The 26,381-nt window shown below is 42.3% G+C and carries 23 protein-coding genes and 1 pseudogene; 11 read left to right on the forward strand and 13 right to left on the reverse strand.

From position 1 onward, the window contains the following. Positions 1-59: 59 nt before the first annotated feature. Positions 60-1,424: a nucleotide 5'-monophosphate nucleosidase PpnN gene (ppnN, locus tag ACEYJ7_RS05240; RefSeq protein WP_373778034.1), complete on the reverse strand. Its 1,365-nt coding sequence runs from the start codon at positions 1,422-1,424 to the stop codon at positions 60-62. Between the two features lie 11 nt (positions 1,425-1,435). Beyond that, positions 1,436-3,010 carry a DUF2813 domain-containing protein gene (locus tag ACEYJ7_RS05245; protein ID WP_373778053.1) on the reverse strand — a complete coding sequence of 525 codons (1,575 nt, stop codon included), beginning with the start codon at positions 3,008-3,010 and terminating at the stop codon, positions 1,436-1,438. A 182-nt stretch (positions 3,011-3,192) separates the two neighbouring features. Between ACEYJ7_RS05245 and ACEYJ7_RS05250 the strand changes: the two genes are divergently transcribed. After that, the gene (locus tag ACEYJ7_RS05250; RefSeq protein ID WP_373778035.1) at positions 3,193-4,302 is read left to right on the forward strand and encodes a porin; all 1,110 of its coding nucleotides are present in this window, start codon (positions 3,193-3,195) and stop codon (positions 4,300-4,302) included. 249 nt (positions 4,303-4,551) lie between these two features. Here the strand turns inward: ACEYJ7_RS05250 and asd are convergent, their stop codons facing one another. Next, on the reverse strand, positions 4,552-5,667 hold the full coding sequence (asd, locus tag ACEYJ7_RS05255; protein ID WP_373778036.1) for an aspartate-semialdehyde dehydrogenase: 1,116 nt from the start codon (positions 5,665-5,667) through the stop codon (positions 4,552-4,554). A 342-nt stretch (positions 5,668-6,009) separates the two neighbouring features. Here asd and ptsH point away from each other — a divergent pair, with 342 nt between their 5' ends. The 4 genes from ptsH (at position 6,010) to miaB (ending at position 10,304) form a co-directional block, all read left to right on the forward strand. Beyond that, the gene (gene ptsH / locus ACEYJ7_RS05260) at positions 6,010-6,267 is read left to right on the forward strand and encodes a phosphocarrier protein Hpr (protein WP_132500377.1); all 258 of its coding nucleotides are present in this window, start codon (positions 6,010-6,012) and stop codon (positions 6,265-6,267) included. A 137-nt stretch (positions 6,268-6,404) separates the two neighbouring features. Next, the gene (ptsI, locus tag ACEYJ7_RS05265) at positions 6,405-8,126 is read left to right on the forward strand and encodes a phosphoenolpyruvate-protein phosphotransferase PtsI (RefSeq protein ID WP_373778037.1); all 1,722 of its coding nucleotides are present in this window, start codon (positions 6,405-6,407) and stop codon (positions 8,124-8,126) included. Between the two features lie 73 nt (positions 8,127-8,199). After that, a complete protein-coding gene (crr, locus tag ACEYJ7_RS05270; protein WP_373778038.1) occupies positions 8,200-8,703 on the forward strand; it encodes a PTS glucose transporter subunit IIA in 504 nt (167 codons plus the stop codon). A 170-nt stretch (positions 8,704-8,873) separates the two neighbouring features. Further along, the gene (miaB, locus tag ACEYJ7_RS05275) at positions 8,874-10,304 is read left to right on the forward strand and encodes a tRNA (N6-isopentenyl adenosine(37)-C2)-methylthiotransferase MiaB (protein WP_373778039.1); all 1,431 of its coding nucleotides are present in this window, start codon (positions 8,874-8,876) and stop codon (positions 10,302-10,304) included. A gap of 66 nt (positions 10,305-10,370) precedes the next feature. On the opposite strand, the gene ACEYJ7_RS05280 is transcribed toward miaB, so the two are convergent. From ACEYJ7_RS05280 to rffG, 8 genes and pseudogenes are all read right to left on the reverse strand, one after another. Next, positions 10,371-11,309, reverse strand: a complete 939-nt coding sequence (locus tag ACEYJ7_RS05280) for a DUF3298 domain-containing protein (protein WP_373778040.1) — start codon at positions 11,307-11,309, stop codon at positions 10,371-10,373. 59 nt (positions 11,310-11,368) lie between these two features. After that, positions 11,369-13,243 (reverse strand): annotated as a pseudogene (gene rpoD, locus ACEYJ7_RS05285) (RNA polymerase sigma factor RpoD); the annotation flags it as partial. Positions 13,244-13,342: 99 nt separating this feature from the next. Next, positions 13,343-15,094 (reverse strand): DNA primase, encoded by a 1,752-nt coding sequence (gene dnaG, locus ACEYJ7_RS05290; protein WP_373778041.1) that lies wholly within the window; start codon positions 15,092-15,094, stop codon positions 13,343-13,345. Between the two features lie 163 nt (positions 15,095-15,257). Continuing rightward, a complete protein-coding gene (gene rpsU / locus ACEYJ7_RS05295) occupies positions 15,258-15,473 on the reverse strand; it encodes a 30S ribosomal protein S21 (protein ID WP_005598703.1) in 216 nt (71 codons plus the stop codon). Between the two features lie 121 nt (positions 15,474-15,594). Next, on the reverse strand, positions 15,595-16,137 hold the full coding sequence (rfbC, locus tag ACEYJ7_RS05300; protein ID WP_373778042.1) for a dTDP-4-dehydrorhamnose 3,5-epimerase: 543 nt from the start codon (positions 16,135-16,137) through the stop codon (positions 15,595-15,597). Between the two features lie 18 nt (positions 16,138-16,155). Further along, the gene (gene rfbD / locus ACEYJ7_RS05305) at positions 16,156-17,031 is read right to left on the reverse strand and encodes a dTDP-4-dehydrorhamnose reductase (protein ID WP_373778043.1); all 876 of its coding nucleotides are present in this window, start codon (positions 17,029-17,031) and stop codon (positions 16,156-16,158) included. Next, positions 17,031-17,909 (reverse strand): glucose-1-phosphate thymidylyltransferase RfbA, encoded by an 879-nt coding sequence (gene rfbA / locus ACEYJ7_RS05310; RefSeq protein ID WP_373778044.1) that lies wholly within the window; start codon positions 17,907-17,909, stop codon positions 17,031-17,033. The genes rfbD and rfbA overlap by 1 nt, the downstream gene beginning before the upstream one ends. 57 nt (positions 17,910-17,966) lie before the next feature. Next, a complete protein-coding gene (gene rffG, locus ACEYJ7_RS05315; RefSeq protein ID WP_373778045.1) occupies positions 17,967-19,028 on the reverse strand; it encodes a dTDP-glucose 4,6-dehydratase in 1,062 nt (353 codons plus the stop codon). 120 nt (positions 19,029-19,148) lie between these two features. Between rffG and ACEYJ7_RS05320 the strand changes: the two genes are divergently transcribed. Continuing rightward, positions 19,149-20,420, forward strand: a complete 1,272-nt coding sequence (locus ACEYJ7_RS05320) for an O-antigen ligase family protein (RefSeq protein ID WP_373778046.1) — start codon at positions 19,149-19,151, stop codon at positions 20,418-20,420. Between the two features lie 74 nt (positions 20,421-20,494). Here the strand turns inward: ACEYJ7_RS05320 and ACEYJ7_RS05325 are convergent, their stop codons facing one another. Beyond that, on the reverse strand, positions 20,495-21,016 hold the full coding sequence (locus ACEYJ7_RS05325) for a porin family protein (RefSeq protein ID WP_373778047.1): 522 nt from the start codon (positions 21,014-21,016) through the stop codon (positions 20,495-20,497). 113 nt (positions 21,017-21,129) lie between these two features. Continuing rightward, entirely contained in the window at positions 21,130-23,472 is a 2,343-nt protein-coding gene (gene rnr, locus ACEYJ7_RS05330) for a ribonuclease R (protein WP_373778048.1), read from the reverse strand. 212 nt (positions 23,473-23,684) lie between these two features. Between rnr and ACEYJ7_RS05335 the strand changes: the two genes are divergently transcribed. From ACEYJ7_RS05335 to ACEYJ7_RS05355, 5 genes are all read left to right on the forward strand, one after another. Further along, entirely contained in the window at positions 23,685-23,825 is a 141-nt protein-coding gene (locus ACEYJ7_RS05335) for a hypothetical protein (RefSeq protein WP_373778049.1), read from the forward strand. Next, positions 23,806-24,123 (forward strand): met regulon transcriptional regulator MetJ, encoded by a 318-nt coding sequence (gene metJ, locus ACEYJ7_RS05340; protein WP_373778050.1) that lies wholly within the window; start codon positions 23,806-23,808, stop codon positions 24,121-24,123. The genes ACEYJ7_RS05335 and metJ overlap by 20 nt, the downstream gene beginning before the upstream one ends. A gap of 46 nt (positions 24,124-24,169) precedes the next feature. Continuing rightward, a complete protein-coding gene (locus ACEYJ7_RS05345) occupies positions 24,170-24,409 on the forward strand; it encodes a YhdT family protein (protein ID WP_373768092.1) in 240 nt (79 codons plus the stop codon). Then, positions 24,399-25,832, forward strand: a complete 1,434-nt coding sequence (panF, locus tag ACEYJ7_RS05350) for a sodium/pantothenate symporter (RefSeq protein WP_373778051.1) — start codon at positions 24,399-24,401, stop codon at positions 25,830-25,832. Before ACEYJ7_RS05345 ends, panF begins: the two co-directional genes overlap by 11 nt. Positions 25,833-26,120: 288 nt before the next feature. Then, a partial coding sequence (locus ACEYJ7_RS05355) for a glutamine synthetase beta-grasp domain-containing protein (RefSeq protein WP_373778052.1) occupies positions 26,121-26,381 on the forward strand: 261 nt, incomplete at its 3' end.

Here is a 26,381-nt window from a genome sequence, read left to right on the forward strand (position 1 = left end):
ATAGAAAAACGAATTAACGAAAAAAGTTTCCCATACAATTAGCTGCTTTTTCAACGAAATTATTCGTTAATCACAATTTCATAGCATGGAACGTACGCGTCACCGCCCGGTAATTTCATTCGATGCTGAACAATAAAATCTTGCAATACTTTGTCTATTTTGCTCATTAATTGCGCATCACCATGTAATTTAAACGGACCGAATTTCTCTATTTTATCTAAGGTATCGGATTTAATATTACCTGCTACAATGCCGGAGAACGCACGACGCAAGTTAGCCACTAAATCTGCAAGCGGTTGTTCCAAATTTAAATTCAGATTTGACATATTTTCATGAGTAGGTACAAACGGTTCTTGCAGAGCAGGACTAATTTTCAATGCCCAGTTAAAGCCGTAAGAATCCCCCACAACACGACGATAATCTTTCACGTCTTGCATCGCTTTACTCATTTTTTGACCGACTGAAATCGGATCATCAATAATAATTTCATAGAGCGATTGCGCTTCTCTGCCCAAGGTTCCACCAATAAAGCGATCAATCGTCGCAAAATAATCGGCACTCTCTTTCGGACCGGTTAAAATTACCGGAAGTTTTTGGTGTTTGTTTTCCGCCGCCAGTTTAATACCGATGATATATAGCAGCTCTTCAAACGTCCCCGGACCGCCGGGGAAAATCACTATACCATGCCCCATACGAACAAAGGCTTCTAAACGTTTCTCAATATCCGGCATAATGATTAATTCGTTCACTATCGGATTCGGTGGCTCGGAGGCAATAATCGATGGTTCGGTCACGCCGATAAAACGGCTTTTTTTATAACGTTGGTTTGCATGTCCAATCGCAGCACCTTTCATTGGTGCTTCCATGACGCCGGTCCCGCAACCGGTAATAATATTCAGCTCTCTTAAACCAAGTTCCAAACCCACAGCTCTGCAATATTTGTATTCAGTTTGACTGATAGAATGTCCGCCCCAGCAGACAACCAGATTGGGCTCACTATCTAAAGACAGCGCTTTGGCATTACGCAAAATCGCAAAAACTTGATTAGTAATAGATAAAGAATCAAATTCATTATTTAAATTTAGATACTGGCCTAACGCATTCACAAATAAAATATCGCGTAATACCGCAAATAAATGATATTGAATATTAAAGATCATTTTTCCGTCAACAAATGCCATTTGAGGAGGATTATGCAGTTCTAACGCAACCCCTCTTTCACGTTGAATCAGATTAATATCAAAATCAGAATATTGATTCAGTAAAGTGCGGCTATCATCCATAACAGCACCGGAGTTTAATACCGCAAGAGAACAGTTTCGATAGATTGTATAAAGTTCGCTTTGTGCTTTTTGCAACAACTTCATTTCAAGATGAGATAATTGCTCCATACTCCCTTTAGGGCTAATGCAATATGTTGTCATTGTTATTATCCTTATACTTTGGTTAAATTTAATACTTTTGAAAATAGGCGATGAAATAATGTCGGAATCGCTTGAGGTCCGATTTTCTCAATTTCCTCACTGATCGCTAATGCCAAATCAGGTTTAGACGTTCGTTTAATTGCCACATTAATAATTTTACTTACCGGATAATAATTTCCTTGCGGCTTCCAACGTGCCAGTTGGAGAAAAACAGAGGAAAAACCGGAAAAATAGAGAAAATGCTCAATATCTTTTTTCGGTAATACGGTTAATCGCTCGAAAACACTTTCATTTTCGTCAAGCATTTGTTTAACCACTTCCGCATATTTTTGGCCGGCAGAATCCCCATCGGTTAATACATGCCATTCAATGCCCATTGCCTTTGCATACTTCAACAAATACGTCAGACCGGATTGGGCAAATTCAACAATACGGATGCCTTCCATTTCCAGGTTAATATCCAATAAATCCGCTAACGCAGATAATAGCCACACCTCTGTTTCGCCTTCAACGAAAATCCACACATTTGAAAACAGTGCAATGCTACGATTATAGTGAATATGGAAAGTCAGACGGCGAAGTGCTTGTTTTGAAAGACTATACTTGGCTAATTGAAATGCTTTCGTTTCATTTGGATAGCGCACTAAACGGCAAATAGAACGTAGTTCAACACGCGATAATAATTCAACGGAATTCGTTGTAGTAATCCGCTGAATCGGCAGATAACTCATCAACTCCCATATAATTGCCATCATACGCGGATGTAAACGAGCATCCGGATCTTCAAACAGCACGATCGGATGAGAAATACGTTCAGTTTTCGCTTGCAGAGGCGAAACAAAAAGCTGGGAAAGTTGTTCAAATACCTCTCTTCTCAAACAACTGTCACCTTTTTTAAGTTGAATACAGAGGTTCTTCACTTTTTGCCACAATTCTGTTGTATCTTTTAACTGCGACACAAAGGTTCTCGCGCTTTTACTGCTGAAAAAATAGTATTGTAACAACAGCGAAAAAGCTTCAATCTCTTCGTAAAGTTGATGTTCTTTACCGATCCCCTCACAACCTAAGGGTTTAGCCGAATTCGCTCGATGATTTAAACGCGCATCCCGAAAACGATAGACGGTAAACTTCTGAATTAATGAGATAATCAATGCTTCGGCATTATCATGTTGAATTTCTTCGCCGCTTTGATTTAAAAACGCATATTGAGTTATCACGGAACCGTTTTCATTGATTTCCCCGCTCACCCGTAAATAAAGGCGGTGATAGTTATCTTCATGTGCGGCAAATAGCGCACTATACGGTCGGCAATTTTCCTCATTTTTTTCACCGATAAAACTTTCACTAAAGGTAAAAAGTAACATCAGTTGCTGTGATTGTTGGTGATTTTTATTATGTTGCAGGTGAAAATCTTCCGAAACGAACTGATAAAACGTATGTTGGGTATTAAAAATCAAACTGAGTGCATCAAGCAAACTCGATTTACCCCAAGCATTCTCTCCGATTAATACCATATTGGGTCTTAACGTAATGGATAAACGGTTAATGCCTCTGAAACCGATAATATTAATATTACGTAAATACATAATCTCTCCATTAGAAACGTTAGTCTCACACCAGCCTGCAACTGCATTATGCCCGACAAAAACAGAGCAATTATATAACTTTTCAAGATATAAACTAACCGTTCCGTCTTGACCAATTATCATATTCTTTTTAGACTCCATTTGATATTTATTTTATCAATACAACTATATCGGAGACACCCATGAAAAAAACAGCATTCACCTTGTCAGCCCTTGCATTAGCGGCAAGTTCAGCCCAAGCTTATACGTTCGTCGACAACGAAACGAGCGGCACAAAACTGGAATTCCTCGGTTCCGCCCGTATTATGTGGCGTAGCACATCGGAAAAAGAAACCTATGCAGACGGTTCCCAAACGCAAGAACATATCAATCACGCGATTGCCAATAACGGTTCACGTTTCGGCTTCCGTATTACGCAACAGCTTGGCAACGGCGTTTATGCATTAGGTCGCGTTGAATGGCGTTTCCGCGGAACAGGCTCTTCGCAACATGACTTTACCGACATCTATACCCGCCAATTATATGCCGGTATCGGTCATAAACAATACGGTGAATTGACATACGGTCATCAAACAGTGATCACCGATGAAGTCAAACAGACCGATTTACCGAACACCTTAAGTTTAAGTGACGGTTTACTAAACAGTGCGGCACGTAAAAGCGTACAATATGTTTATAAAGGTATCGACGGTTTAAAAGTCGGTGTGTACTACGGTGGCTCCAGTAAACGCGGTAATACCGGTTTGGATTTAAGCAACAAACGTAAAGATACTTGGGGTGCCGGTGCAATCTATAAATATAAAATTGATGATGCACAAAGCATCACTTTTGGTGCAGGGGTAACCAATGAAACCTCCGAACGTTCAGGCGGCAATTATGATGCGACCGCTTACTCATTCGGTACGGCTTATACCTTAAACAAAACCACTCTCGGTTTAGATTTAGAACGTAAACAAACAGACGATCGTTATAATTCAGGTGACAAACGAGTACAGAAAGAAATCCGTACCGTGTTATATCAAAAATTAACCGACGATTGGTCTGCCTACACGATGTATGCTTACAAAACGGATAAAGCGGATTTCACCTCCGCCGCTCGTAGCAATACCGAAAGTAAAACGCATCAATATATGGTGGGTACCGAATATTACCTCGTACCGAAATCAAATCCGTTATACGTAAAAACGTTCTTAGAATGGCAAACCTCCCGTGCGAAAAACTATACGAACGGAGAGAAAACCAGTAAAACGCGCGATAACCAAACCGTTATCGGTTTACGCGCGTATTGGTAATTCATGATGAGCGGACAAGCGGTCTGAATCAACAAAAATTTTGCAAATTTCCTGCCCATTCCGACCGCTTGTAAACATAAAAAACGGCACTTACGCCCAATGTAAGTGCCGTTTTTATATCCATAAACTAAAGATAAAAAATCAATGAACAAGCGGTTCGTTTTCGCTAAAAATTTGCAAAAAATTCGCTCAAACCGACCGCTTGTAAAAATGAAGTTCATCCTCCGTTGTAAAGGATGAGCGGGAAATTTATTTCACTAATTGTACCAAAATACGACGTACAGGCTCTGCCGCACCCCATAATAATTGGTCACCGACAGTAAATGCCGCTAAGTATTCTGGCCCCATCGCCAGTTTACGTAAACGACCAACCGGAACAGTTAATGTACCAGTCACTTTCGCCGGCGTTAATTCACGCAACGTGGTTTCTTTGTCGTTTGGAATCACTTTCACCCATTCATTGTGCGCCGCGATAATCTGTTCAATTTCCGCTAACGGTAAATCTTTTTTGAGTTTGATGGTAAATGCTTGGCTGTGGCAACGTAATGCGCCGATACGTACACATAAACCATCAACTGGAATTGGATTTGCGCTTAAACCTAAAATTTTGTTGGTTTCTGCGTAGCCTTTCCACTCTTCTTTAGTTTGTCCTGTTTCTGGGAGTAATTTATCAATCCAAGGAATTAAGCTACCTGCAAGCGGTGCACCAAAGTTTGCTGTTGGGAAATCTTCTGAACGCATTTCTGCCGTTACTTTACGCTCGATCTCTAAAATAGATGAAGCTGGATCAGCCAGTTCTGCTTTTACAGAGTCTTCAAGTTCACCCATTTGAACCAGCAATTCACGCATATTCTTCGCACCTGCGCCCGAAGCCGCTTGGTAAGTTGCCACAGACACCCATTCCACGAGATCTTTTTCGAATAAACCGCCGATTGCCATTAACATTAAGCTCACGGTACAGTTTCCGCCCACGAAGGTTTTAATGCCTTTTTGTAAACCTTCAGTAATCACATGTTGGTTTACTGGGTCAAGCACGATAATTGCATCATCTTGCATACGTAAGGCAGATGCAGCGTCGATCCAGTAGCCGTTCCAACCCGTTGCTTTTAATTTTGGATAAACTTCGTTGGTATAGTCGCCACCTTGACAGGTTACGATGATGTCTAATTTTTGTAATTCATCGATATCAAAGGCATTTTTCAATGTGCCTGCGTCTTTACCTGCAAAAACCGGGGCTGCTTGACCCGCTTGTGAAGTGGTGAAAAAAACCGGGTTGATATTGGCGAAATCGTTCTCTTGAACCATACGATCCATCAGTACAGATCCGACCATCCCACGCCATCCGATAAAACCTACGTTTTGCATTTTATGCTCCTAAAAGTTTGAAGTTGTGTTTGAAATGAAAAGTCTGATAAATACTAAATTTTTTGCGTAAAAGCAATGAAAATTTATAACTAAACAATTAACATACTAAGAATGAATAATTTTCAAACGCATAAAAAGCATCCTAAAAGATTGATAATAAACAAACGATTTTCTTCAATGTTCAAAATAAATACTATTTACTGACAATTAATTACTTATTTGACCTCTTTTATCGTGTTTTTACGCTAATTTTGTAGTAAAGTTATCAACGTTTTTATTCGGAAACAAATTCAAACACACTAAAGTTTTACTTAACTATTTGATTTTTAAGAGGAATTCATTATGTACTCAAAAGATGTTACAATTACCGCTCCAAATGGTTTACACACTCGTCCGGCTGCTGAATTTGTGAAAGCTGCAAAAGGTTTCGCATCAGATGTGACTGTCACATCAGGTGGTAAAAGCGCTAGTGCGAAAAGTTTATTTAAACTTCAAACGTTAGGTTTAACTCAAGGCACTGTCATCACCATTTCTGCGGAAGGTGAAGATGAGCAAAAAGCGGTAGATTTCTTAGTAGATTTAATCCCTACGCTAGAATAATTGTCTTCCTTTAATTTATTGCGACTTTATCGCCCCATCTTCTTTCAAGCCTTTTACTTCAGGTAAGAAAATAAAGGCGGTAAAGTCGTTGTGCTATTTAGCATTGTCGTATTATTTTCTACAGCAAGGATTACATTATGATTACAGGTATCGCAGCTTCCCCAGGGATTGTGTTTGGAAAAGCGCTCGTTTTAAAAGAAGAGCCTATTGTTCTTAACACACAAAAAATTACGAGTGCTCAAGTTGAGGCTGAAAAAGCGAAGTTTTTTGCCGGACGCGAAAAAGCCGCAGCTCAATTAACCGCAATCAAAGAGAAAGCCAGACGCACGTTGGGCGAAGAGAAAGAAGCTATCTTCGAAGGTCATTTAATGATTTTAGAAGATGAAGAACTCGAAGAAGAGATTATCGGCAGTATCGAGAGCGAGTTGGTGAGTGCCGATGTTGCCGCCAGTCGTGTAATTGATATGCAGGCTTCTATGCTTGCCGAAATTGATGACGAATACTTAAAAGAACGAGCCGGTGATATTCGCGATATCGGTAATCGTTTAGTCCGTAATATTTTGGGTATGCACATTATTGACTTAGGTGATATTCAAGAAGAAGTCATTCTTGTCGCTTACGATTTAACCCCTTCTGAAACCGCTCAATTAAATTTAGATAAAGTCCTTGGTTTTGTCACGGATATCGGCGGTCGTACTTCACATACCTCTATTATGGCTCGTTCTTTAGAACTTCCTGCCGTTGTCGGTACCAATAATGTTACCACACTTGTAAAAAGCGGAGATACATTAATTCTTGATGCCATCAACAATGAAGTACATATCAACCCATCCGCAGCTCAACTTGAAAAAGCAAAAGCCTTACAAACCAAAGTAGCGGAAGAAAAAGCCGAATTAGCCAAATTAAAAGATCTCCCTGCCGAAACATTAGACGGACACCGCATTGAAGTGGTGGGTAACATCGGTACTATTCGTGATGTTGATGGCGTATTACGTAATGGCGGTGAAGGCGTCGGTTTATACCGCACCGAGTTCCTCTTTATGGATCGTACGCAACTGCCGGGTGAAGAAGAGCAATTCCAAGCCTATAAAGAAATCGTCGAAGCCATGAACGGTAAAATTGTCGTACTTCGTACTATGGATATCGGTGGGGACAAAGAGCTACCTTATTTAGATCTTCCGAAAGAGATGAACCCGTTCTTAGGTTGGCGTGCCGTGCGTATCGGTTTAGTTCGCCGTGAAATTTTAGATACACAGTTACGTGCCGTATTACGGGCCTCCGCTTTCGGTAAACTTGCGGTCATGTTCCCAATGATCATTTCGGTTGAAGAAATTCGTGAATTGAAAAGTATTATTGCCAGCTTGAAAGTGCAACTTCGCAACGAAGGTAAAGCATTTGATGAAAACTTACAAATCGGTGTTATGGTAGAAACTCCGTCTGCTGCAGTCAACGCGCGTCATTTAGCGAAAGAAGTTGATTTCTTCAGTATCGGTACTAATGACTTAACCCAATACACTTTAGCCGTTGATCGTGGTAACGAACTTATAGCTCACTTATATAACCCACTAACACCTTCCGTACTCAACTTAATTAAACAAGTTATTGATGCATCACACGCTGAAGGCAAATGGACAGGTATGTGCGGTGAATTAGCCGGTGATGTAAGAGCGACAGCATTGTTACTCGGCATGGGTTTAGACGAGTTCAGTATGAGTGCAATTTCGGTGCCACACGTTAAGAAATTAGCACGTAGTATCAACTATGCAGATGCTAAAGCTCTTGCAGATAAAGCATTAGCACAACCTACTGCAGCGGATATTGAACGATTAGTCGATGAGTTTTACCAAAAACTTCACTAATTAGCATACAAATTCAAAATTCTCGTATAGAATAGACGAGAATTTTGTTCATTTAGTAACGGAGACTTGAATTATGGGATTTTTTGATAAACTATTTGGTGGCAAAAAAGAAGCAACAGCTAAAGAAGTAAAAGTTTATGCGCCACTTTCAGGCGAAATTGTCAATATCGAAGATGTTCCGGATGTTGTTTTTTCTGAAAAGATTGTTGGTGACGGTGTGGCAATTCGTCCAAACGGAAATGAAATTGTTGCTCCGGTAAATGGCACTATCGGTAAAATCTTTGAAACCAATCATGCGTTCTCAATTGAGTCGGATGAAGGCATTGAGCTTTTCGTTCACTTCGGTATTGACACTGTAGAATTGAAAGGTGAAGGCTTTACCCGTATCGCAGAAGAAGGACAGAAAGTGAAAGTCGGTGATCCGGTAATTAAATTTGATTTAGCTTTACTTGAAACCAAAGCAAAATCAGTATTAACACCGGTAGTGATTTCAAATATGGATGAAATCACGAATCTCCAAAAACTTTCCGGTGAAGTGATTAAAGGCGAAAGCGTTGTTTTAACCTTAACCAAATAATTTTTCCGGATTGTTTTAGACAGATAACCTAAACCACGGCGTGCCGTGGTTTTTCTTTTTTTATAGCCATAACCCACTCAAACAGGTAAAATATCGACGATTTTGCGTAAAGGAGCATTCCCTTTACGCTTTTATTTTCTAACTTACTGATTAAACGATTATTTTTGAAAATGGCACATAAATTACATATTACAACCTGGGGTTGTCAAATGAATGAGTACGACTCGTCCAAAATGGCAGACCTGTTAAATTCAACTCATGGATTTGAGTTGACTGAAAATGCCGAAGACGCTGACGTTCTCCTCCTCAATACTTGCTCTATTCGTGAAAAAGCACAGGAAAAAGTTTTCTCACAACTGGGGCGTTGGAAGAACTGGAAAAAAGACAAGCCGAATTTAATTATCGGTGTAGGCGGTTGCGTCGCTTCACAAGAAGGTGAACATATCCGTGAGCGTGCACCTTTTGTGGATATCGTTTTCGGTCCTCAAACGCTGCACCGCTTGCCTGAAATGATTAACCAGATTCGCGGAGGGAAAAGCTCGGTGGTCGACATCAGCTTCCCTGAAATTGAAAAATTCGACCGCTTACCTGAACCGCGTGCGGAAGGCCCGACGGCGTTTGTGTCCATTATGGAAGGCTGTAACAAATATTGCTCATTCTGTGTGGTACCTTACACTCGAGGTGAAGAAGTCAGTCGCCCTGTAGATGACGTATTATTCGAAATCGCCCAGCTTGCGGCACAAGGCGTGCGTGAAGTGAACTTACTCGGTCAAAACGTAAACGCTTATCGTGGCGAAACTTTTGACGGCGGCATTTGCACCTTTGCGGAATTATTGCGTCTAGTCGCAGCGATTGACGGCATTGACCGCTTGCGTTATACCACCAGCCACCCGATTGAATTTACTGACGACATTATCGAAGTTTACAAAGATACTCCTGAATTAGTGAGTTTCCTACATTTACCAATTCAAAGCGGTTCCGATCGTGTTTTAACGATGATGAAACGCAACCACACCGCATTAGAGTATAAAGCGACGATTCGCAAATTGCGTGAAGCCCGCCCGAATATTCAAATCAGTTCGGACTTTATCGTCGGTTTCCCGGGCGAAACGGCGAATGATTTCGAACAAACCATGAAAATCATTGAGCAAGTCAATTTCGATATGAGCTTTAGCTTTATCTATTCCGCCCGACCGGGCACACCAGCGGCAGACTTGCCGGATGATGTGAGCGAAGAAGAGAAAAAAGAGCGTCTTTACCGCTTACAACAGCGTATCAACCACCAAGCTATGCAGTTCAGCCGTGCTATGTTAGGAACAGAACAACGTATTTTGGTCGAAGGTCCGTCGAAAAAAGATATTATGGAATTGACCGGACGTACTGAAAATAACCGTATCGTTAATTTCCAAGGCACACCGGATATGATCGGCAAATTTGTTGATGTAAAAATCACCGACGTTTACACCAACTCCCTACGCGGTGAAGTGGTAAGAACGGAAGAACAAATGGGCTTGCGCGTTGTTGAATCGGCAGCAAGCGTCATCGCCCGCACTCGTAAAGAAGATGAATTAGGTGTCGGCAAATTCGTCGTGAATTTGTAAAATTCTGTCTAAAACAGACCGCTTGTAACGCTTACAAGCGGTCCGTTTTAGCCGAAATTTTGCAAATTAATCCTGTTGCGGTATAAAGCCATCGCTTTGTTTATACTGATATTCCGGATTGAGTAATTCATTGACTAAATAACGGCTCATCCGAATTTCTACTTCTCCTTCCGCATAAGGGCCTAAAACATAAGGCGAATAGACAAAAATAATGTTTTCACCGCTAAAATAGAAATTCGGAGAAATGACAAAATCCTCTTTCTGTGCATAGCCATTATACTTGCCGTTCTCATCTACTCGGCTTTCCGCGTAGTTTTCCCACAACATATCCTGTAATTTCTGACGATTTTTAGGTGCGATCAAATCATCTAATCGAATCACCGCTTTTTTGTCGGTATCAATATTCAAATAACGGGTTGCATAGTTACCGTGCGCACCGCCACCGTAATCATAATAAGTTTGAGTAAACGAAACAATATTATGGCGTTGCCCTAAATAGAAAGATGTCACCATCAGTTTTAAACCAAAAGGCCTAAACTCTTTGGCTGACGCAATATATTCTTGAAATAATTCATCCGATTTTTGTGTAATCGCCTCTTTAGTCACCGGCGATTTCTGCTCTTCTCCCGTATAAGTTTTCATCGTTTCATCTAATAACAACTTATCGAGCCATTCAATATGAGTGACCGGTGCCGTGATCATCAACTCGATATCCGTTTCATCGCTACCACTCTCTTCGGATTTCGGGTGTTTAATTTTTTCCGTTTTATGATAAAGCGTCGTTATATCTACCTTTAATCCAGAAAAATCGTTGCGTTGAGCCGTTTTAAGTGCGGTAAGTTCGTTCTCTTTTGCCGTTAAATCCGCCTGAGATTTTTTTAAATCGTTTTCCAACCGTACAATTTTCTTTTCTGCCTCAAGTACTTTTTGTGTCAAGGTAGAATCATCACATGCCGATAAAACCAATACTGATGAAACCAACACGCTTAATAACGTTTTTTTCATATTATTCCCCTTATAAAAATAAAAAAATCCCCGATACAAAGTCGGGGAAATGCCATTGATTAATCATCTAAGAAACTGCGTAAAGTTTCCGAACGACTCGGGTGACGTAATTTACGTAACGCTTTCGCTTCAATTTGGCGAATACGCTCACGGGTTACATCAAACTGCTTACCAACCTCTTCTAATGTGTGGTCGGTATTCATATCAATACCAAAACGCATACGAAGGACTTTTGCTTCACGCGGCGTTAGACCTTCCAACACTTCATTAGTTGCAATACGCAGACTTTCCGCCGTTGCCGAATCCAAAGGCAGCTCTAACGTGCTGTCTTCAATAAAATCACCTAAATGCGAATCGTCGTCGTCACCGACCGGCGTTTCCATTGAAATCGGCTCTTTGGCAATCTTCAACACTTTGCGGATCTTATCTTCCGGCATGCCCATGCGTTCTGCAAGTTCTTCCGGTGTCGCATCACGCCCCATTTCTTGTAAACATTGACGGGAAATACGGTTCAGTTTATTGATCGTCTCAATCATATGTACCGGAATACGAATTGTACGAGCCTGATCTGCAATCGAACGCGTAATGGCTTGACGAATCCACCAAGTCGCATAAGTCGAAAATTTATAGCCTCGACGGTATTCAAATTTATCCACCGCTTTCATCAAACCGATATTCCCTTCTTGAATTAAATCTAAGAACTGCAAACCGCGGTTAGTGTATTTTTTCGCAATGGAAATTACAAGGCGTAAGTTGGCTTCTACCATTTCTTTTTTCGCACGACGGGCTTTTAATTCACCGTCAGCAATACGACCGCCTATTTCACGGATTTGCGCTATGGTTAAACCGCTACTTTCTTCTAATTTCTGCAAATTGGCGATATTGACACGAATGTTATCCACATATTCCGCCAATTTCGGCGCTCCGCCTTTTTTTGCAGAAATCGCTTTTTCGATCCATGCTTCAGAGGTTTCATGACCTTGGAAGGCTTTCACAAAGTCCGCTTTTTTCATTTTGGCGTATTCCACTGCATAACGCTGAATTTGGCGCTCTTCGGCACGAACCTGTTTCATCATTTTTTGCATAGATTCGACTAACAGATCAAACTGTTTCGGTACTAAACGGAATTCACGGAAAATATCCGACAAGGCTTGAATCTGATCTCTTGAACGTTTGCTGGTACGCCCGTATTTTTGAATAGCTTGTAATGCTTTTTGATGTTGATCACGCAGCGCATAGAATTTTTCACGAGCAAGTTCGGGATCGATGGAGTTATCATCACCGTTATCGCTCGCAGAGTCACCATCTTCATCTTCACTTTCATCATCTACATCAGCAACCGCACTTTCTTCTTCATCATCGTCGACCAATTCATCCTCAAGCGCATCTACCGGCACCGACTCTTCTGCATTCGGATCAACAAACGCGGTGACCAAGTCGGAAAGACGCATACTACCTTCTTCCACTAACACATAGCGACCGATTAGGTCAGTTAACGCTTCCGGATATTCAGCCACTGCACATTGCACTTCATTGATACCTTCTTCAATACGTTTAGCGATATCAATTTCCCCTTCGCGGGTAAGAAGTTCAACGGTTCCCATTTCACGCATATACATACGTACCGGATCCGTTGTACGACCTAACTCGGATTCTACCGTTGAAAGTACTTTTGTGGCTTCTTCCACAACATCTTCATCGGCAATTGTACCGGCAAGCATTAAATCATCGGCATCCGGCGCGACTTCAAGAACTTTAATGCCCATATCGTTGATCATCTGAATAATATCTTCGATTTGATCGGCATCAACCAATTCTTCCGGCAAATGGTCATGTACTTCCGAAATCGTTAAATACCCTTGCTCACGCCCTTGGGCGATAAGAAGTTCTAACTGAGACTGTTGTTCTTCTAATTGAGATTGTTGTTCCATAGCTGTATCCGTATTTGTGCGCGCAAAACAAGTTGTGAATTATACCACTGCTTGCTTGATGATAAAGAGATTTGCAAAAAATTCTAAGAAAATAACCGCTTGTTAATTCCGACCAGAGAGCAGCATCATTAATTCTTGTTTCTCTGTTGAGTTCAATCCTGTGGTGCGGTCTTTCGCCATCAGGAGCTCAATTTGTCTGTCGACTAATTTTTTATAAAAGAAATCCAACGTTTCTATAAAAGTATCTTGAATATGTTCAGGGGCAACGAGGTGATCCCAATTCGCCAAAATTTCGAGGTGGCGATAATTTTCACTGTCACGCAAATGCTCCAATAATCCGCCCATTGAAATACCGACATTCTGACGACAAACGTCCACAAGATTTAAGAAAAGATCAAATCCTTTTTCCTGTAACGATTGTAAGAAAGAAATATCTTCAGGCACATTTTCCACCAGCGCAGGCTGTTGCAGCAATAGCGCAATCAATAAACGCATCGGCGTACGCTCGATTTTAGGCATATTGCGACTGGTTCGCTGATTTTCAATAGCCGTTTGCGGTAATAATGCTTCCAGTTGCGTCGGATCAAATATTCCGAGTTTTTGACCTAAAATATTACGTAGATAAACACGTAATATTTCACCGGGAATCCGCTTAATTAGCGGAATCGCTAAGGAAGCTAATTTTGATTTACCTTCTTTGGTTGAAAGATCCACTTGTACTAATAAAGATTCAAACAAAAAATCGCTGAGGGTTTGAGCGTTATCTAAATAAGCTTCAAAACCCGCCTTACCTTGCGATCGCACAAAACTGTCCGGATCTTCGCCATCGGGTAAAAAAATAAACTTCAACTGCCGCCCGTCGTGTAGATAAGGTAACGCATTTTCCAACGCCCGCCACGCAGCCTCTCGCCCGGCTCGGTCACCGTCATAGCAACAGATCACTTGCTCCGTACAACGAAACATCTGTTGAATCTGTTCACCGGTTGTTGCGGTTCCCAACGAGGCTACCGCGTTATTGATTCCGTATTGCGCAAGAGCAACCACATCCATATAACCTTCGACAACAAACAGAAAAGAAGGCTCATCGTTATGTTGCAAAGCTTGGTATAAACCGTAAAGTTCACTACCTTTATGATAGGTTGCCGATTCCGGTGAGTTCAGATACTTCGGTTTTTCATCCCCCATTACCCTACCGCCAAAGGCGATCACTCGCCCTCGTTTGTCACGAATCGGGAACATCACTCGATTACGAAAACGATCATAAACATTGCCGCGATCATTTTTGGATAACATTCCCGTATCAAGTAACTTCTGAATTTCTTCCTGATTATTGCCGAAACGACGTAATACCGAATCCATCGAATTTGGCGCAAACCCGATTTCAAAACGTTGAATAACCTCCGACGACAAACCCCGTTGTTGTAAATAACTTTGGCTTGGCAGATCTTGGGTAAGCTGTTTCTGATAAAACTTCGCCACCAAATCTAATAATTCATATAAATTACGGCGGATTTTATAACTGGTTTGCGGTTTACCGTCACGATTAATAATGTTTTCGCGCGGTATTTCCAAACCGTGCAATGCCGCTAACTCTTCTACGGCTTCAGGAAATTCAAGTTTGTCATACTCCATCAAAAAACCAATTGCATTACCGTGTACGCCGCAACCAAAACAGTGATAAAACTGCTTAGACTGGCTTACGGTAAATGAAGGGGTCTTTTCGTGATGGAAAGGGCAGCAGGCTTGATAATCACGCCCCGCTTTTTTGAGTTTGATCCGACTGTTGATGAGCTCGACAATATCGGTACGCGCAATCAGATCATCAATAAATGAACGGGGAATAGTACCTTTCATTGATTTCTCCTTTGCAAGCGGTCGGTTTTACGGAAAGTTTTGCAATTTTTCGGCGAAGATGCCGCCTTTTATTGTTTTATAGCATTTGTTTTTTCTATAAAGATCAAAACCGTGATTCCTAAAGGTTTCACGGTCTCAATTTAACTGCGATAACTAATATAAATTAGTATAAACGAGTGTTACGTGCGTTCTCGCGAGCATTACGTTTAGCGTGACGTTTTGCTAAAGATGCTTTTTCACGTTTACGAATTGTTGTTGGTTTTTCGTAAAATTCACGAGCGCGAACTTCAGCCAAAAGACCGGCTTTCTCACAAGAGCGTTTGAAACGACGTAATGCTACGTCAAATGATTCATTTTCACGAACTTTAATTACTGGCATATGCCATCACCTCAGAAAAATATGATTAAATTAAAACCGCGCAAATTGGTGGCGGCATAGAACTAAAAAAGGTGCGGTATTCTACCCTAGCACCAAAATGAAGTAAAGAAATTGTTTCAGGCTAATCGAATAAAACCGACTCGCTCAAGCTCTTACCCGCAAGATCTTTAGCGGATAAACTGGGTTTACCGTCAAGTGGCCAATCAATCGCTACCGTCGAGTCATCCCAAATAAGAGAATGCTCTGCTTGAGGATTGTAATAATCGGTACATTTATAAACAAACTCCGCACTCTCCGTTAGGACATAAAAGCCGTGAGCAAAACCTTCCGGCACCCATAACTGACGCTTATTTTCCGCCGATAACAGTTCACCGACCCATTGTCCAAAGGTCGAAGAGCTTTTACGTAAATCAACTGCCACATCAAATACCGCACCGGAAATAACCCGCACTAATTTGCCTTGAGTATTTTGCGTTTGATAATGTAATCCCCGCAATACGCCTTTTACGGACTTTGAATGATTTTCCTGCACAAAATTGCGATCAGCGACGTGCCGTTTAAACCATTCATCACGAAAAGTTTCCATAAAAAAACCGCGTTCGTCACCGAATACCCGTGGTTCTAATAATTTTACATCCGCAATTTTCGTTTCGATGATTTTCATTGGTTATCCTTAATTTCCTCAAAGGTAGCGCTTAATATTTTGCAATGCCGTACGCCAGTCGCTCGGATCGATATTAAATGTGTGTTTGATCTTGCTCAGGTCTAAACACGAATTTGCCGGACGTTTTGCCGGGGTTGGGTATTCTTGGGTAGTAATTCGATTTACAAGCGGTCGTTTTTCGAGAATTTTTTGCAAATTAGCCTGTTCAAAAATTGCTTGGGCAAATTCATTCCAACTCACATAAGGCTTGCCGCTAAAGTGATAAATTCCGAATACATCTGTTTTACCTGCCAAAATTTGCTCCGCCATTTCAATTAACGCCGTCGCAATATCACCGGCATAAGTTGGTCCACCGATTTGATCATCCACAACGGCTAAGCTGTCTCTCGTCCGAGCCAAACGTAGCATGGTTTTTACAAAATTATGCCCGTGCTCACCGAACACCCAAGCCGTACGCAAAATAATCGAGCGGGGATTTGCTTGTAAAACCGCAGCTTCACCGGCAAGTTTGGTTATGCCATACACGCTTTGCGGTGCGGTTTGGTCATTTTCTTTGTAGGCGGAACGGTTCTCACCGTTAAATACATAATCGGTTGAAATATGTAGCATAACCGCATTAATATGTTTCGCAGCTTCTGCAAGATGCTGTGCACCTATCCGGTTAACTGCGTCGGCAAGCTTCGTCTCGCTTTCTGCCCGATCAACCGCAGTATAAGCAGCCGCATTAATCACCACATCGGGTTGAAACGTTTGCACGGTTTTAAATACCGCAGCTTTGTCAGTAATGTCTAATTCATCGCGATCCAATGCCAATAATTCCGCTTTTCCTTCAAGCTGTTTAACCAAACAATGTCCAACCTGTCCTTTCGCACCGGTAATCAAAAACTTTGCCATTATTTTCTATCCTGAATCAAACGCAACAAATATTGCCCATAATCATTTTTAACCATCGGTTTGGCTAATGCTTCAACCTGTTCGGTCGTCAACCAGCCGTTACGCCAAGCGATTTCTTCCAAGCAAGCCACTTGCAGATTTTGTACGTGTTCGATGGTTTTTACAAAAGAAGCTGCTTCATGCAAGCTATCGTGAGTGCCGGTATCCAACCAAGCAAAACCGCGCCCCAACAATTGCACATTAAGACTTCCATCATGTAAATACATTTCATTTAAGGTGGTAATTTCTAATTCACCACGAACGGAAGGTTTAATTTGCTTGGCAAATTCAACGACTCGGTTGTCATAAAAATAGAGCCCGGTCACCGCGTAATTTGATTTGGGTTTTAGCGGTTTTTCCTCAATCGAAACGGCTTTGAAGTTTTCATCAAATTCGACTACACCAAAACGTTCAGGATCTTTCACCTGATATCCGAACACCGAAGCGCCTTTTTGTTGTGCATGAGTGGCCGCTTTTTTTAGAGCCTGCGTGAAGTGCTGACCGTAAAAAATATTATCGCCCAACACCAAACAAACGCAGTCATCACCGATAAATGTTTCTCCAATTAAAAACGCCTGAGCCAAACCGTCCGGACTTGGTTGTACCGCATAGTGCAGTTGAATGCCGAAATCGGAACCGTCACCTAACAAACGTTTAAATGCGTCATGATCTTCCGGTGTGGTGATCACCAATATTTCACGAATCCCTGCCAACATTAATACCGACAGCGGATAATAAATCATCGGCTTATCATAAACCGGCATTAATTGCTTAGATACACCGCGGGTTATCGGGTAAAGGCGGGTACCGGATCCGCCGGCTAAAACAATACCTTTCATCTTATTTCCTTAAGCATTTCAACTTTTTGCAAAATTCGTTGAAAAAAGCACCGCTTGTTATTTTGTTCCCAAGCGCTCTCGGTTGTAAGAACCGTCTAACACACGGCTCCACCATTTTTTATTATTTAAATACCATTCAACCGTTTTTCGAAGACCGGTTTCAAAGGTTTCTTGCGGTTTCCAACCTAATTCTTTAGCAATTTTACTTGCATCGATTGCATAGCGGATATCATGGCCGGGACGGTCAGACACATAAGTAATCAGATCTTCATAGCGCTCAACGCCTGCCGGTTTGTGAGGAACAAGTTCTTCTAATAATTCACAAATAGCGCGAACTACCTCGATATTCGCTTTTTCATTATGCCCGCCGATATTATAGGTTTCACCGACTTTACCTGCCGTAACCACGTTATAGAGCGCTCGAGCATGGTCTTCAACAAATAACCAATCACGAATTTGCATTCCGTTACCATACACCGGCAACTTTTTCCCTTCCAACGCATTTAGGATCATTAACGGAATTAATTTTTCCGGAAAATGAAACGGACCGTAATTATTGGAACAGTTGGTAACCATGGTCGGAAGACCGTAGGTACGTAGCCAAGCGCGAACCAAGTGATCACTTGACGCTTTGGAAGCGGAGTAAGGGCTGCTTGGCGCATAAGGGGTATGTTCGGTGAATAAATCATGTGTTCCGATTAAATCACCGTACACTTCATCGGTCGAAATATGATGAAAACGGAATGCCGCTTTTTTGTCGGCGTTCAAGCGGCTCCAATAACTGCGTGCCGCTTCCAATAAAGTATAGGTACCAACGATGTTGGTTTCAATGAAAGCAGACGGACCATCAATCGAGCGATCCACATGGCTCTCCGCCGCTAAGTGCATTACTGCATCCGGCTGATGTTCCATAAAAACAGCTTCCAGCGCGGCTTTATCACAAATATCCACTTGTTTAAAGGCATAACGCGGATGGTTGGCAACGGATTCCAACGATTCCAAATTGCCTGCATAAGTTAATTTATCGACATTAATCACGGAATCTTGAGTCTCATGAATTATATGACGAACAACGGCGGAGCCGATAAAACCCGCCCCACCGGTAACTAGAATTTTCATAGTTTTCCTTAATAAATAGTCGCTTATGAGATATTGTACCAAATAAGCACCAAGAAATAGCAGTTAGTCGATATAAACTTTGCTATAATTAATATCTATTTTCCCGAGAGATTCTGCAAAATGCCTGCAATTTTTGAAAAAATAAATCGAAACCATACCACACTCGCAGTCAATATACTGGTTGCCCTCTTTTTTGTGACCGTACTTACCTTTAATAAAGGTTATAGTTATGCACCGATGATGCTTGGTATATCCGCCATGATTTATCTTTTCATCTATTTATTCGGATTTAAGAAAAAACTTTCTCCGAGTCAACATGATAAACAACTCATTTTCGCGTTTATTACGTATTTTGCCACCTTTGTTGTATCTACCGTCGTTCATAGTGACGGATTCAGAGTCATTGATAATCCGAGCCGTGTGCTACTCTTTCTGCCGTTGATATTATTGTTTACACATTTTCCTCTTCGCCTCAACATGATTTTACATGCGATTCCCGTCGGAGCTGCCACCGTAGGTTTACTTGCGATATACCAAAAATTCTATTTAGGTTTAGCAAAACCTTTTCCAGACACGATGCATATTCAGGCAGGCAATATTTCTATCGCTTTGGCAGCATTTAGCCTTGTCATTGCGCTTTACTGGGGAATCAAAAAAGAATTTAAATTCACCTTATTGTGCTTGTTAGGCGCTTTGTTCGGTGTTCTTGCCAGTGCATTATCCGGAGCAAGAGGCGGTTGGATCGGATTACCTTTTGTAGTCGCAACGATTTTATTTTTTTATCGCCAAAACCTCAGTAAACGTTTTATATTACTGGTTGTGGGTATTTTTACGACTTTTATCACCTTACTCGTTATCAATCCCAACACCGAAGTCATTCAAAGATACCATGTCGCAAAATCCGATCTGACGCTCTATTTTGAAAAAGGGCATAAAAACACGTCTCTCGGCGCACGTTTTGATATGTGGGAAAATGCGATTTTAGGTATTCAGGAGAAGCCGATTCTCGGCTGGGGAAGTGAAGGTTACCAAGAGTTAAAACACTCTCAAGTACAAAATAAGACGATGGCTCAAAGTACATTATCGTTTAATGATACCCACAATCAATATTTAGAATCTTGGGTGAAGCGAGGAATCGTCGGGCTTATCGGGTTACTCCTGATACTTTTTGTACCGTTGCGCTATTTTTTCAAACGGGTAAACAGCGATAACTTAGAATTAAAATGTATTGCCGTCTTGGGGATAACGCATATTTTATCCACCATGTTCTATTTTTTAAGCCAAACATTTTTGGCTCATAATTCCGGTTCAATTTTCTATTTTTTTGTATTAATTGTGTTTTATTGTTTGATGAAAACACAGGAAAAGGCAATATCATTGAAGAATTCATAATAAAAAACTGCCCTTACAGCGTTAATATCATATTCGACACGTAAGGGCAGATTTTTAACATTATACTATTTCGATTAGAAACGATATGCGACACTCGCACTGAAAGCATTACCTTTCAATTTAGTGCCGTTATGCTTTAAGTTGCTTCTTAAATATTCCGCACCGATTTCAATATCGTTTGATACGGCGTATTTCGCACCGAGACCGTAACCGAAGCCTTTGAAGCTGCCGATATCACCGACTTTACTGACACTGTAATTCAGTTTTACATAAGGGAGTAAATCCGGTAATACGCGGTAGCCTTGCTCGTAGCCTATGCTGAATAAGGTTTTTTGACGAACGTCATTAAAGATTTTTGAACTACCGATTTTCGCTTTACCTTCAACGATACCCACAAAATTGTTACCGTAATCCATACCGTAGTCAACAATCAAGTTGACCCCTGTCGCTTGTTTGCCGTTTAAGCTGCCGCTTTTGTATTTAACGGTGGTGACATCGACACCGACGCCGATACCGGTAAAGGTTTCACCGACCGGTGCGGCAAAGGCTGCCGTAGAAACGAAGCCTGCAAGTGTCACTAAAGCTAATTTTTTCATAGTAAAAACTCCTGATGAGTGTTAAAAAAGCGACCTAAGTTTACCCATTCGTTTTCGTCAAGACAAGCAAAGGGACGCAGTTTTGTAAATTTCGTTGAAAAACTGACCGCTTGTTAGCGTTTTTTTGCCTTTGTCGTCGAACTTTTTTTCTTCGGCTTCGTGGCGTTTTTCTCGGTTTTTTTCTTTACCGCTTTTGCGGTACCGGGTTCTTTAAAGATCGGCTCCGCCGCTTTTTTCATCCGCTGTTTGGCGGTTTTCCCTTCGCTCTTTGGTTTGCGCAGGCTGCCGACAAGTTCAAAATCGATTTTTTTATCGTCCAAATTTACGCTGATCACTTTAACTCTGACCGGATCGCCCAAACGGTACATGACCCCGCTGCCGCCCGAGAGACGTTGGCGGTCGCCGTCGTAGTGGTAGTAATCATTGTCGAGCGTTGAGATGTGTACGAGCCCGTCAATCAGTAATTCATTGAGTTTAACGAACAAGCCGAAGCCGGTAACGCTGGTAATAACACCGTCAAATTCTTCACCGATATGGTCTTGCATATATTCGCATTTCAGCCAATCCGCCACCTCCCGCGTGGCTTCATCGGCCCGACGTTCCGTGGCGGAACATTTTTCGCCCAAGTAAATCATTTCATCCAATGAGTAGTGATAACCGCCGTCGTCGGTATAAATGCGGTTTTTGCCTTTTTTCTTATCCAACAAATATTTGATTGAACGGTGGAGTAACAAATCCGGATAGCGGCGAATCGGCGAGGTAAAGTGCGCATATTCGCCCAATGCCAATCCGAAATGCCCTTCGTTTGCCGGAGAATAGACCGCTTGTTTCAGGGAGCGGAGCAGCAAGGTTTGAATCAATTCATGATCCGGGCGCTCACTGACGGCTTCGAGTAATTTGGCATAATCTTTCGGAGACGGCGTTAACCCGCCGTCCAGTGATAAACCGCACTCGCTCAAGAAGGCACGGAAGGAATTGAGTTTTTCTTCACTCGGTTTAGCGTGAATACGGTATAACGCCGGCTCTTCGGCCTCTTCCACCAAACGGGCGGCGGAAATATTGGCGAGGATCATGCACTCTTCAATGATTTTGTGTGCATCATTACGGATGATCGGTTCAATACGTTCGATCCGACCTTGCGGATTGAAGACAAATTGGTTTTCAACGGTTTCAAACTCAATCGCTCCGCGCTTATGACGGGCATTGAGTAACACCTTATACATGGCGTGCAATTCTTCCAAATGCGGCACTAAAGCGGCGTAGCGTTCACGCAGGGCTTCATCGCCGTTTAAAATGTTCCACACTTTGGTGTAGGTTAAGCGGGCATGGGAATTCATCACGGCTTGATAAAATTGGTAGCCGGTGAGTTTACCAGTGGCGGAAACGGTCATTTCCGCCACTAAACAGAGGCGATCAACCTGCGGATTCAGCGAACATAAGCCGTTGGATAAGACTTCCGGCAACATCGGAATGACCCGATTCGGAAAGTAAACGGAATTGCCCCGCTGATGGGCTTCGATATCCAGCGCGGTTTTGGGGCGGACGTAATAGCTCACGTCGGCAATCGCAACCCACAGCCGCCAACCGCTTTTTTCACGGCGACAAAAGACTGCGTCGTCAAAATCGCGTGCATCTTCGCCGTCAATGGTGACCAACGGCAAATCGCGTAAATCCACCCGTCCCGATTTGGCTTCTTCCGGCACCTCTTCACTGAATTGGCGGATCTGTTTTTCCACGCCTTCGGGCCAAATATGCGGAATATCATGATTGCGTATGGCAATTTCGATTTCCATGCCCGGCGCCAGATTATCGCCGAGGATTTCGGTGATAAAACCGACCGGACGTTTGAAATCGGCTTTACGGGGTTGCAGCTCGACCACGACGACTTGTCCCATACGGGCACCGAGTCGGTGTTCTTCGGGGATTAAAATGTCCTGATTAATACGGCTGTCGTCCGGTACCACATAGCAGATCCCCGATTCGGTAAAAAAGCGACCGACAATGTGTTTTTTACGGGCTTCCAACACCCGCACAATCCGTACTTCTTTACGTCCGCGGCGATCGGTGCCGTTCGGTTGCGCTAACACGAAATCGCCGTGCATAACCCGCAACATTTGAGCGTTAGGAATAAACCAATCGTCCTTATCGCCGTCGACTTCCAAAAAGCCGTAGCCGTCACGGTGTCCGATGACGGTTCCTCGGATTAAGTCCATTTTTTCCGGTAACGCATAACGACGGCGTTTGGTGAAAACCAACTGTCCGTCGTTTTCCATCGCGCGTAAACGACGGCGCAATGCTTCTTGGCGTGCTTCATCGTCAATGCGGAAGGTATCCAGCAGCTCTTCTTTGCTCATCGGGGCGTTGTAATCGCGGATAGTTTGGAGAATAAATTCCCGACTCGGTACGGGGTTGTCGTATTTTTCGAGTTCTTGTTGATAATTCGGATCTTGTTTCATAGTGATTTCTCTTTTTTGATTATTATAAGAATGTAGTTATTGTTGATAATAACGGGCGGAAGGTAAATGCAATTCGATTAGAAATCGTTTGACTAACGATATTGATGCGGATACTAACATAGATTGATCATATTAGCGAAAGCTTTTGGAGAAAGAAAAACAAGCGGTGCGATCTTGCAAATTTTTTGCAAAATCACACCGCTTGTAAAGGTATGATGAATCGTGTTCCGCACCAAACGCCCGGCAAAGGGATCTCGGAAATCCAGCCGTCTAGATTGCGAGACGGCTTGTTTTTGATTACACTATGGCAAAATTTTTCTGACGGGATTCAACATGGCAGACTGGAACGGTAAATATATCAGCCCTTATGCTGAACATGGTAAAAAAAGCGAACAAGTAAAAAAGATTACGGTGTCCATTCCGATTAAAGTATTGGAAATTTTGACCAATGAACGAACGCGACGCCAAATTCGTAATCTGCGCCATGCGACAAACAGTGAATTGCTTTGCGAAGCGTTTTTACATGCGTTTACCGGGCAGCCGTTACCGACGGATGATGATTTAATGAAGGAACGCAGTGATGAGATTCCGGAAAGCGCCAAAGAAAAAATGCGCGAGATGGGGATCAATCCTGACGAATGGCAGTATTAAGTACAACCTCGCCCTTGCGAGGTTTTCTTTTAAGGGAGTATCCGTGATAAATTCAAAACAGATTATCCGAGAAGTGCGTTGGGCATTGTGGTTGACGCTGATTTATCTGGCAGGTTGGATTGGATTTGCCTATTTTTCACCGACGGGACGCGGTTTTTTAGGTTTCCCGATTTGGTTTGAATTAAGTTGTATTTATTTTCCGCTGCTTTTTACGTTGTTGATTAGCGTGGTGGTAAAACTGATTTATCAAGAGGTGGATTTGGACGGAGGTAAAGATGAACGCTGAAATGTTAATTCCGTTGGTCGCTTACCTTGTCTTTGTATTCGGTGTAGCATTTTATGCGTACCGTCAACGTCAACGCGGCTCTTTTTTATCGGAATATTATGTCGGTGGTCGCTCGATGTCCGGCTTTGTATTGGCGATGACAACCGCGGCAACCTACGTGGGCGCAAGCAGTTTTATCGGCGGACCGGGCGCCGCCTATAAATACGGTTTGGGCTGGGTTTTGTTGGCGATGATTCAAGTACCCGCCGTGTTACTGACCCTCGGCGTTTTAGGCAAAAAATTTGCCATCATTGCACGGCAAACAAACAGTGTCACCGTCAACGATATGTTGTTTGTCCGTTATAAAAGCCCGTTAGTTGTTTGGCTGTCAAGCTTTGCCTTGTTGATTTCGTTTTTTGCGATGATGATGGTGCAATTTATCGGTGCAGGACGTTTATTGGAAACCACATTAGGGATTTCTTACGGCTCGTCTGTGTTGATTTTTGCCTTTACGGTCGGTATTTACACCTTTATCGGTGGTTTTCGAGCCGTGGTATTGACGGACACGATCCAAGGCATGGTGATGGTGATCGGAACCTTGCTGCTGCTGGGCGGCGTGATTTATGCCGTCGGCGGTGTGGAAAATGCCGTTAACCGTTTGGAAGCCATTAACCCGCAATTAATCGAGCCTTACGGCATTGATGAACGTCCGCTTGATTTTACCTTTATGGCGTCATTTTGGGTGTTGGTTTGCTTCGGCTTGATCGGTTTACCGCATTTGGCGGTCAGAGGCATGGCGTATAAAGACAGTAAAGCCTTGCACCGTGCTGTAGTGATCGGCACCGTCGTTGTTGCCGTGTTGATGTTCGGTATGCACCTTGCCGGTACGCTGGGAAGGGCGTTGATTCCCGATTTAAAAGTTGCGGATCAAGTGATTCCAACGTTAATGTTGCAAGTGCTTCCGCCGATTGTGGCGGGAATCTTCTTGGCGGCGCCGATGGCGGCGATTATGTCATCGATTGATTCTTTATTGATTCAATCTTCTTCCACTTTGATTAAAGACTTATACCTTGCCGTTCGTCCGAAAGCGATTGCCGACGAACAACGGATTAAGTTTTTTTCCACTGTCACCACATTAGTGATTACCGTGCTGGTGGTTATTGCCGCAATGGATCCGCCGGAGATGTTAATTTGGCTGAACTTGCTTTCACTAGGCGGGTTGGAAGCGACTTTTCTGTGGGTGCTCGTATTGGGGCTTTATTGGAAAAATGCAAATGCAACCGGAGCAATTTCGTCCATGGTTGCAGGTTTAAGCAGTTATGTGATTATGACTGCCTTCGGTATAAAGCTCCTGAGTTTCCACGCTATTGTTCCTTCGCTGATAATAGGTTTGATGGCTTTCTTGATCGGTAACTATTTTCACCGAATTCGACAAGTGCAGTAACTAATGCCGTAAGCGGTTAGAGAATACGATTTTTGCAAAATAATCTTCTTTTCTGACCGCTTGTTTTTTTATCTTTTGATAATTAATCAATTTCTTAATCTACTACAATTAATTTAGATGAAATCTAATTTTATTAAAATAAATTGAATTATATTCAACAAATAATCTAATTTATTAAAATTCAACTCTTTCCTTGTTGGACTTTAGGTTTCTCTGTGGTATGTTGCTTACGTTGCACTGATACAGTGCAGCATTATCTATTATTAATAAAACGAAAGAGGATGACTTATGTCCAATGCAAATACAATCGCTAATGTCGCCAAATTGATTCGCGAAAACGATATTAAATTTGTGCTACTCAAATTCACTAGCATCAAAGGTAAAGAACACGGCGTTTCACTGCCGGTAAGTTTAGTTGCCGATGATTTAGAAGACCTGTTTGAAGACGGTAAAATGTTCGACGGTTCGTCCGTTGAAGGTTGGAAAGCCATTAACAAAGCCGATATGTTGTTGATGCCGATTCCGGAAACCGCTGCGGTCGATCCTTTC

The sequence above is a fragment of the Glaesserella sp. genome (assembly GCF_041814905.1).
Classification (GTDB): Bacteria; Pseudomonadota; Gammaproteobacteria; order Enterobacterales; family Pasteurellaceae; genus Glaesserella.

What these genes read in the sequence shown, in the direction of transcription:
- ACEYJ7_RS05245 (WP_373778053.1), bottom strand. Translation starts at nt 3,010, where the DNA reads ATGTATTTACGTAATATTAATATTATCGGTTTCAGAGGCATTAACCGT.
- rfbC (WP_373778042.1), bottom strand. Translation starts at nt 16,137, where the DNA reads ATGAAAATCATCGAAACGAAAATTGCGGATGTAAAATTATTAGAACCA.
- ACEYJ7_RS05250 (WP_373778035.1), top strand. Translation starts at nt 3,193, where the DNA reads ATGAAAAAAACAGCATTCACCTTGTCAGCCCTTGCATTAGCGGCAAGT.
- rnr (WP_373778048.1), bottom strand. Translation starts at nt 23,472, where the DNA reads ATGAAACAAGATCCGAATTATCAACAAGAACTCGAAAAATACGACAAC.
- rfbA (WP_373778044.1), bottom strand. Translation starts at nt 17,909, where the DNA reads ATGAAAGGTATTGTTTTAGCCGGCGGATCCGGTACCCGCCTTTACCCG.
- ACEYJ7_RS05325 (WP_373778047.1), bottom strand. Translation starts at nt 21,016, where the DNA reads ATGAAAAAATTAGCTTTAGTGACACTTGCAGGCTTCGTTTCTACGGCA.
- metJ (WP_373778050.1), top strand. Translation starts at nt 23,806, where the DNA reads ATGGCAGACTGGAACGGTAAATATATCAGCCCTTATGCTGAACATGGT.
- miaB (WP_373778039.1), top strand. Translation starts at nt 8,874, where the DNA reads ATGGCACATAAATTACATATTACAACCTGGGGTTGTCAAATGAATGAG.
- rffG (WP_373778045.1), bottom strand. Translation starts at nt 19,028, where the DNA reads ATGAAAATTCTAGTTACCGGTGGGGCGGGTTTTATCGGCTCCGCCGTT.
- ptsH (WP_132500377.1), top strand. Translation starts at nt 6,010, where the DNA reads ATGTACTCAAAAGATGTTACAATTACCGCTCCAAATGGTTTACACACT.
- dnaG (WP_373778041.1), bottom strand. Translation starts at nt 15,094, where the DNA reads ATGAAAGGTACTATTCCCCGTTCATTTATTGATGATCTGATTGCGCGT.
- crr (WP_373778038.1), top strand. Translation starts at nt 8,200, where the DNA reads ATGGGATTTTTTGATAAACTATTTGGTGGCAAAAAAGAAGCAACAGCT.
- ppnN (WP_373778034.1), bottom strand. Translation starts at nt 1,424, where the DNA reads ATGACAACATATTGCATTAGCCCTAAAGGGAGTATGGAGCAATTATCT.
- asd (WP_373778036.1), bottom strand. Translation starts at nt 5,667, where the DNA reads ATGCAAAACGTAGGTTTTATCGGATGGCGTGGGATGGTCGGATCTGTA.
- ACEYJ7_RS05320 (WP_373778046.1), top strand. Translation starts at nt 19,149, where the DNA reads ATGCCTGCAATTTTTGAAAAAATAAATCGAAACCATACCACACTCGCA.
- rpsU (WP_005598703.1), bottom strand. Translation starts at nt 15,473, where the DNA reads ATGCCAGTAATTAAAGTTCGTGAAAATGAATCATTTGACGTAGCATTA.
- rfbD (WP_373778043.1), bottom strand. Translation starts at nt 17,031, where the DNA reads ATGGCAAAGTTTTTGATTACCGGTGCGAAAGGACAGGTTGGACATTGT.
- ptsI (WP_373778037.1), top strand. Translation starts at nt 6,405, where the DNA reads ATGATTACAGGTATCGCAGCTTCCCCAGGGATTGTGTTTGGAAAAGCG.
- ACEYJ7_RS05280 (WP_373778040.1), bottom strand. Translation starts at nt 11,309, where the DNA reads ATGAAAAAAACGTTATTAAGCGTGTTGGTTTCATCAGTATTGGTTTTA.
- ACEYJ7_RS05335 (WP_373778049.1), top strand. Translation starts at nt 23,685, where the DNA reads ATGATGAATCGTGTTCCGCACCAAACGCCCGGCAAAGGGATCTCGGAA.
- panF (WP_373778051.1), top strand. Translation starts at nt 24,399, where the DNA reads ATGAACGCTGAAATGTTAATTCCGTTGGTCGCTTACCTTGTCTTTGTA.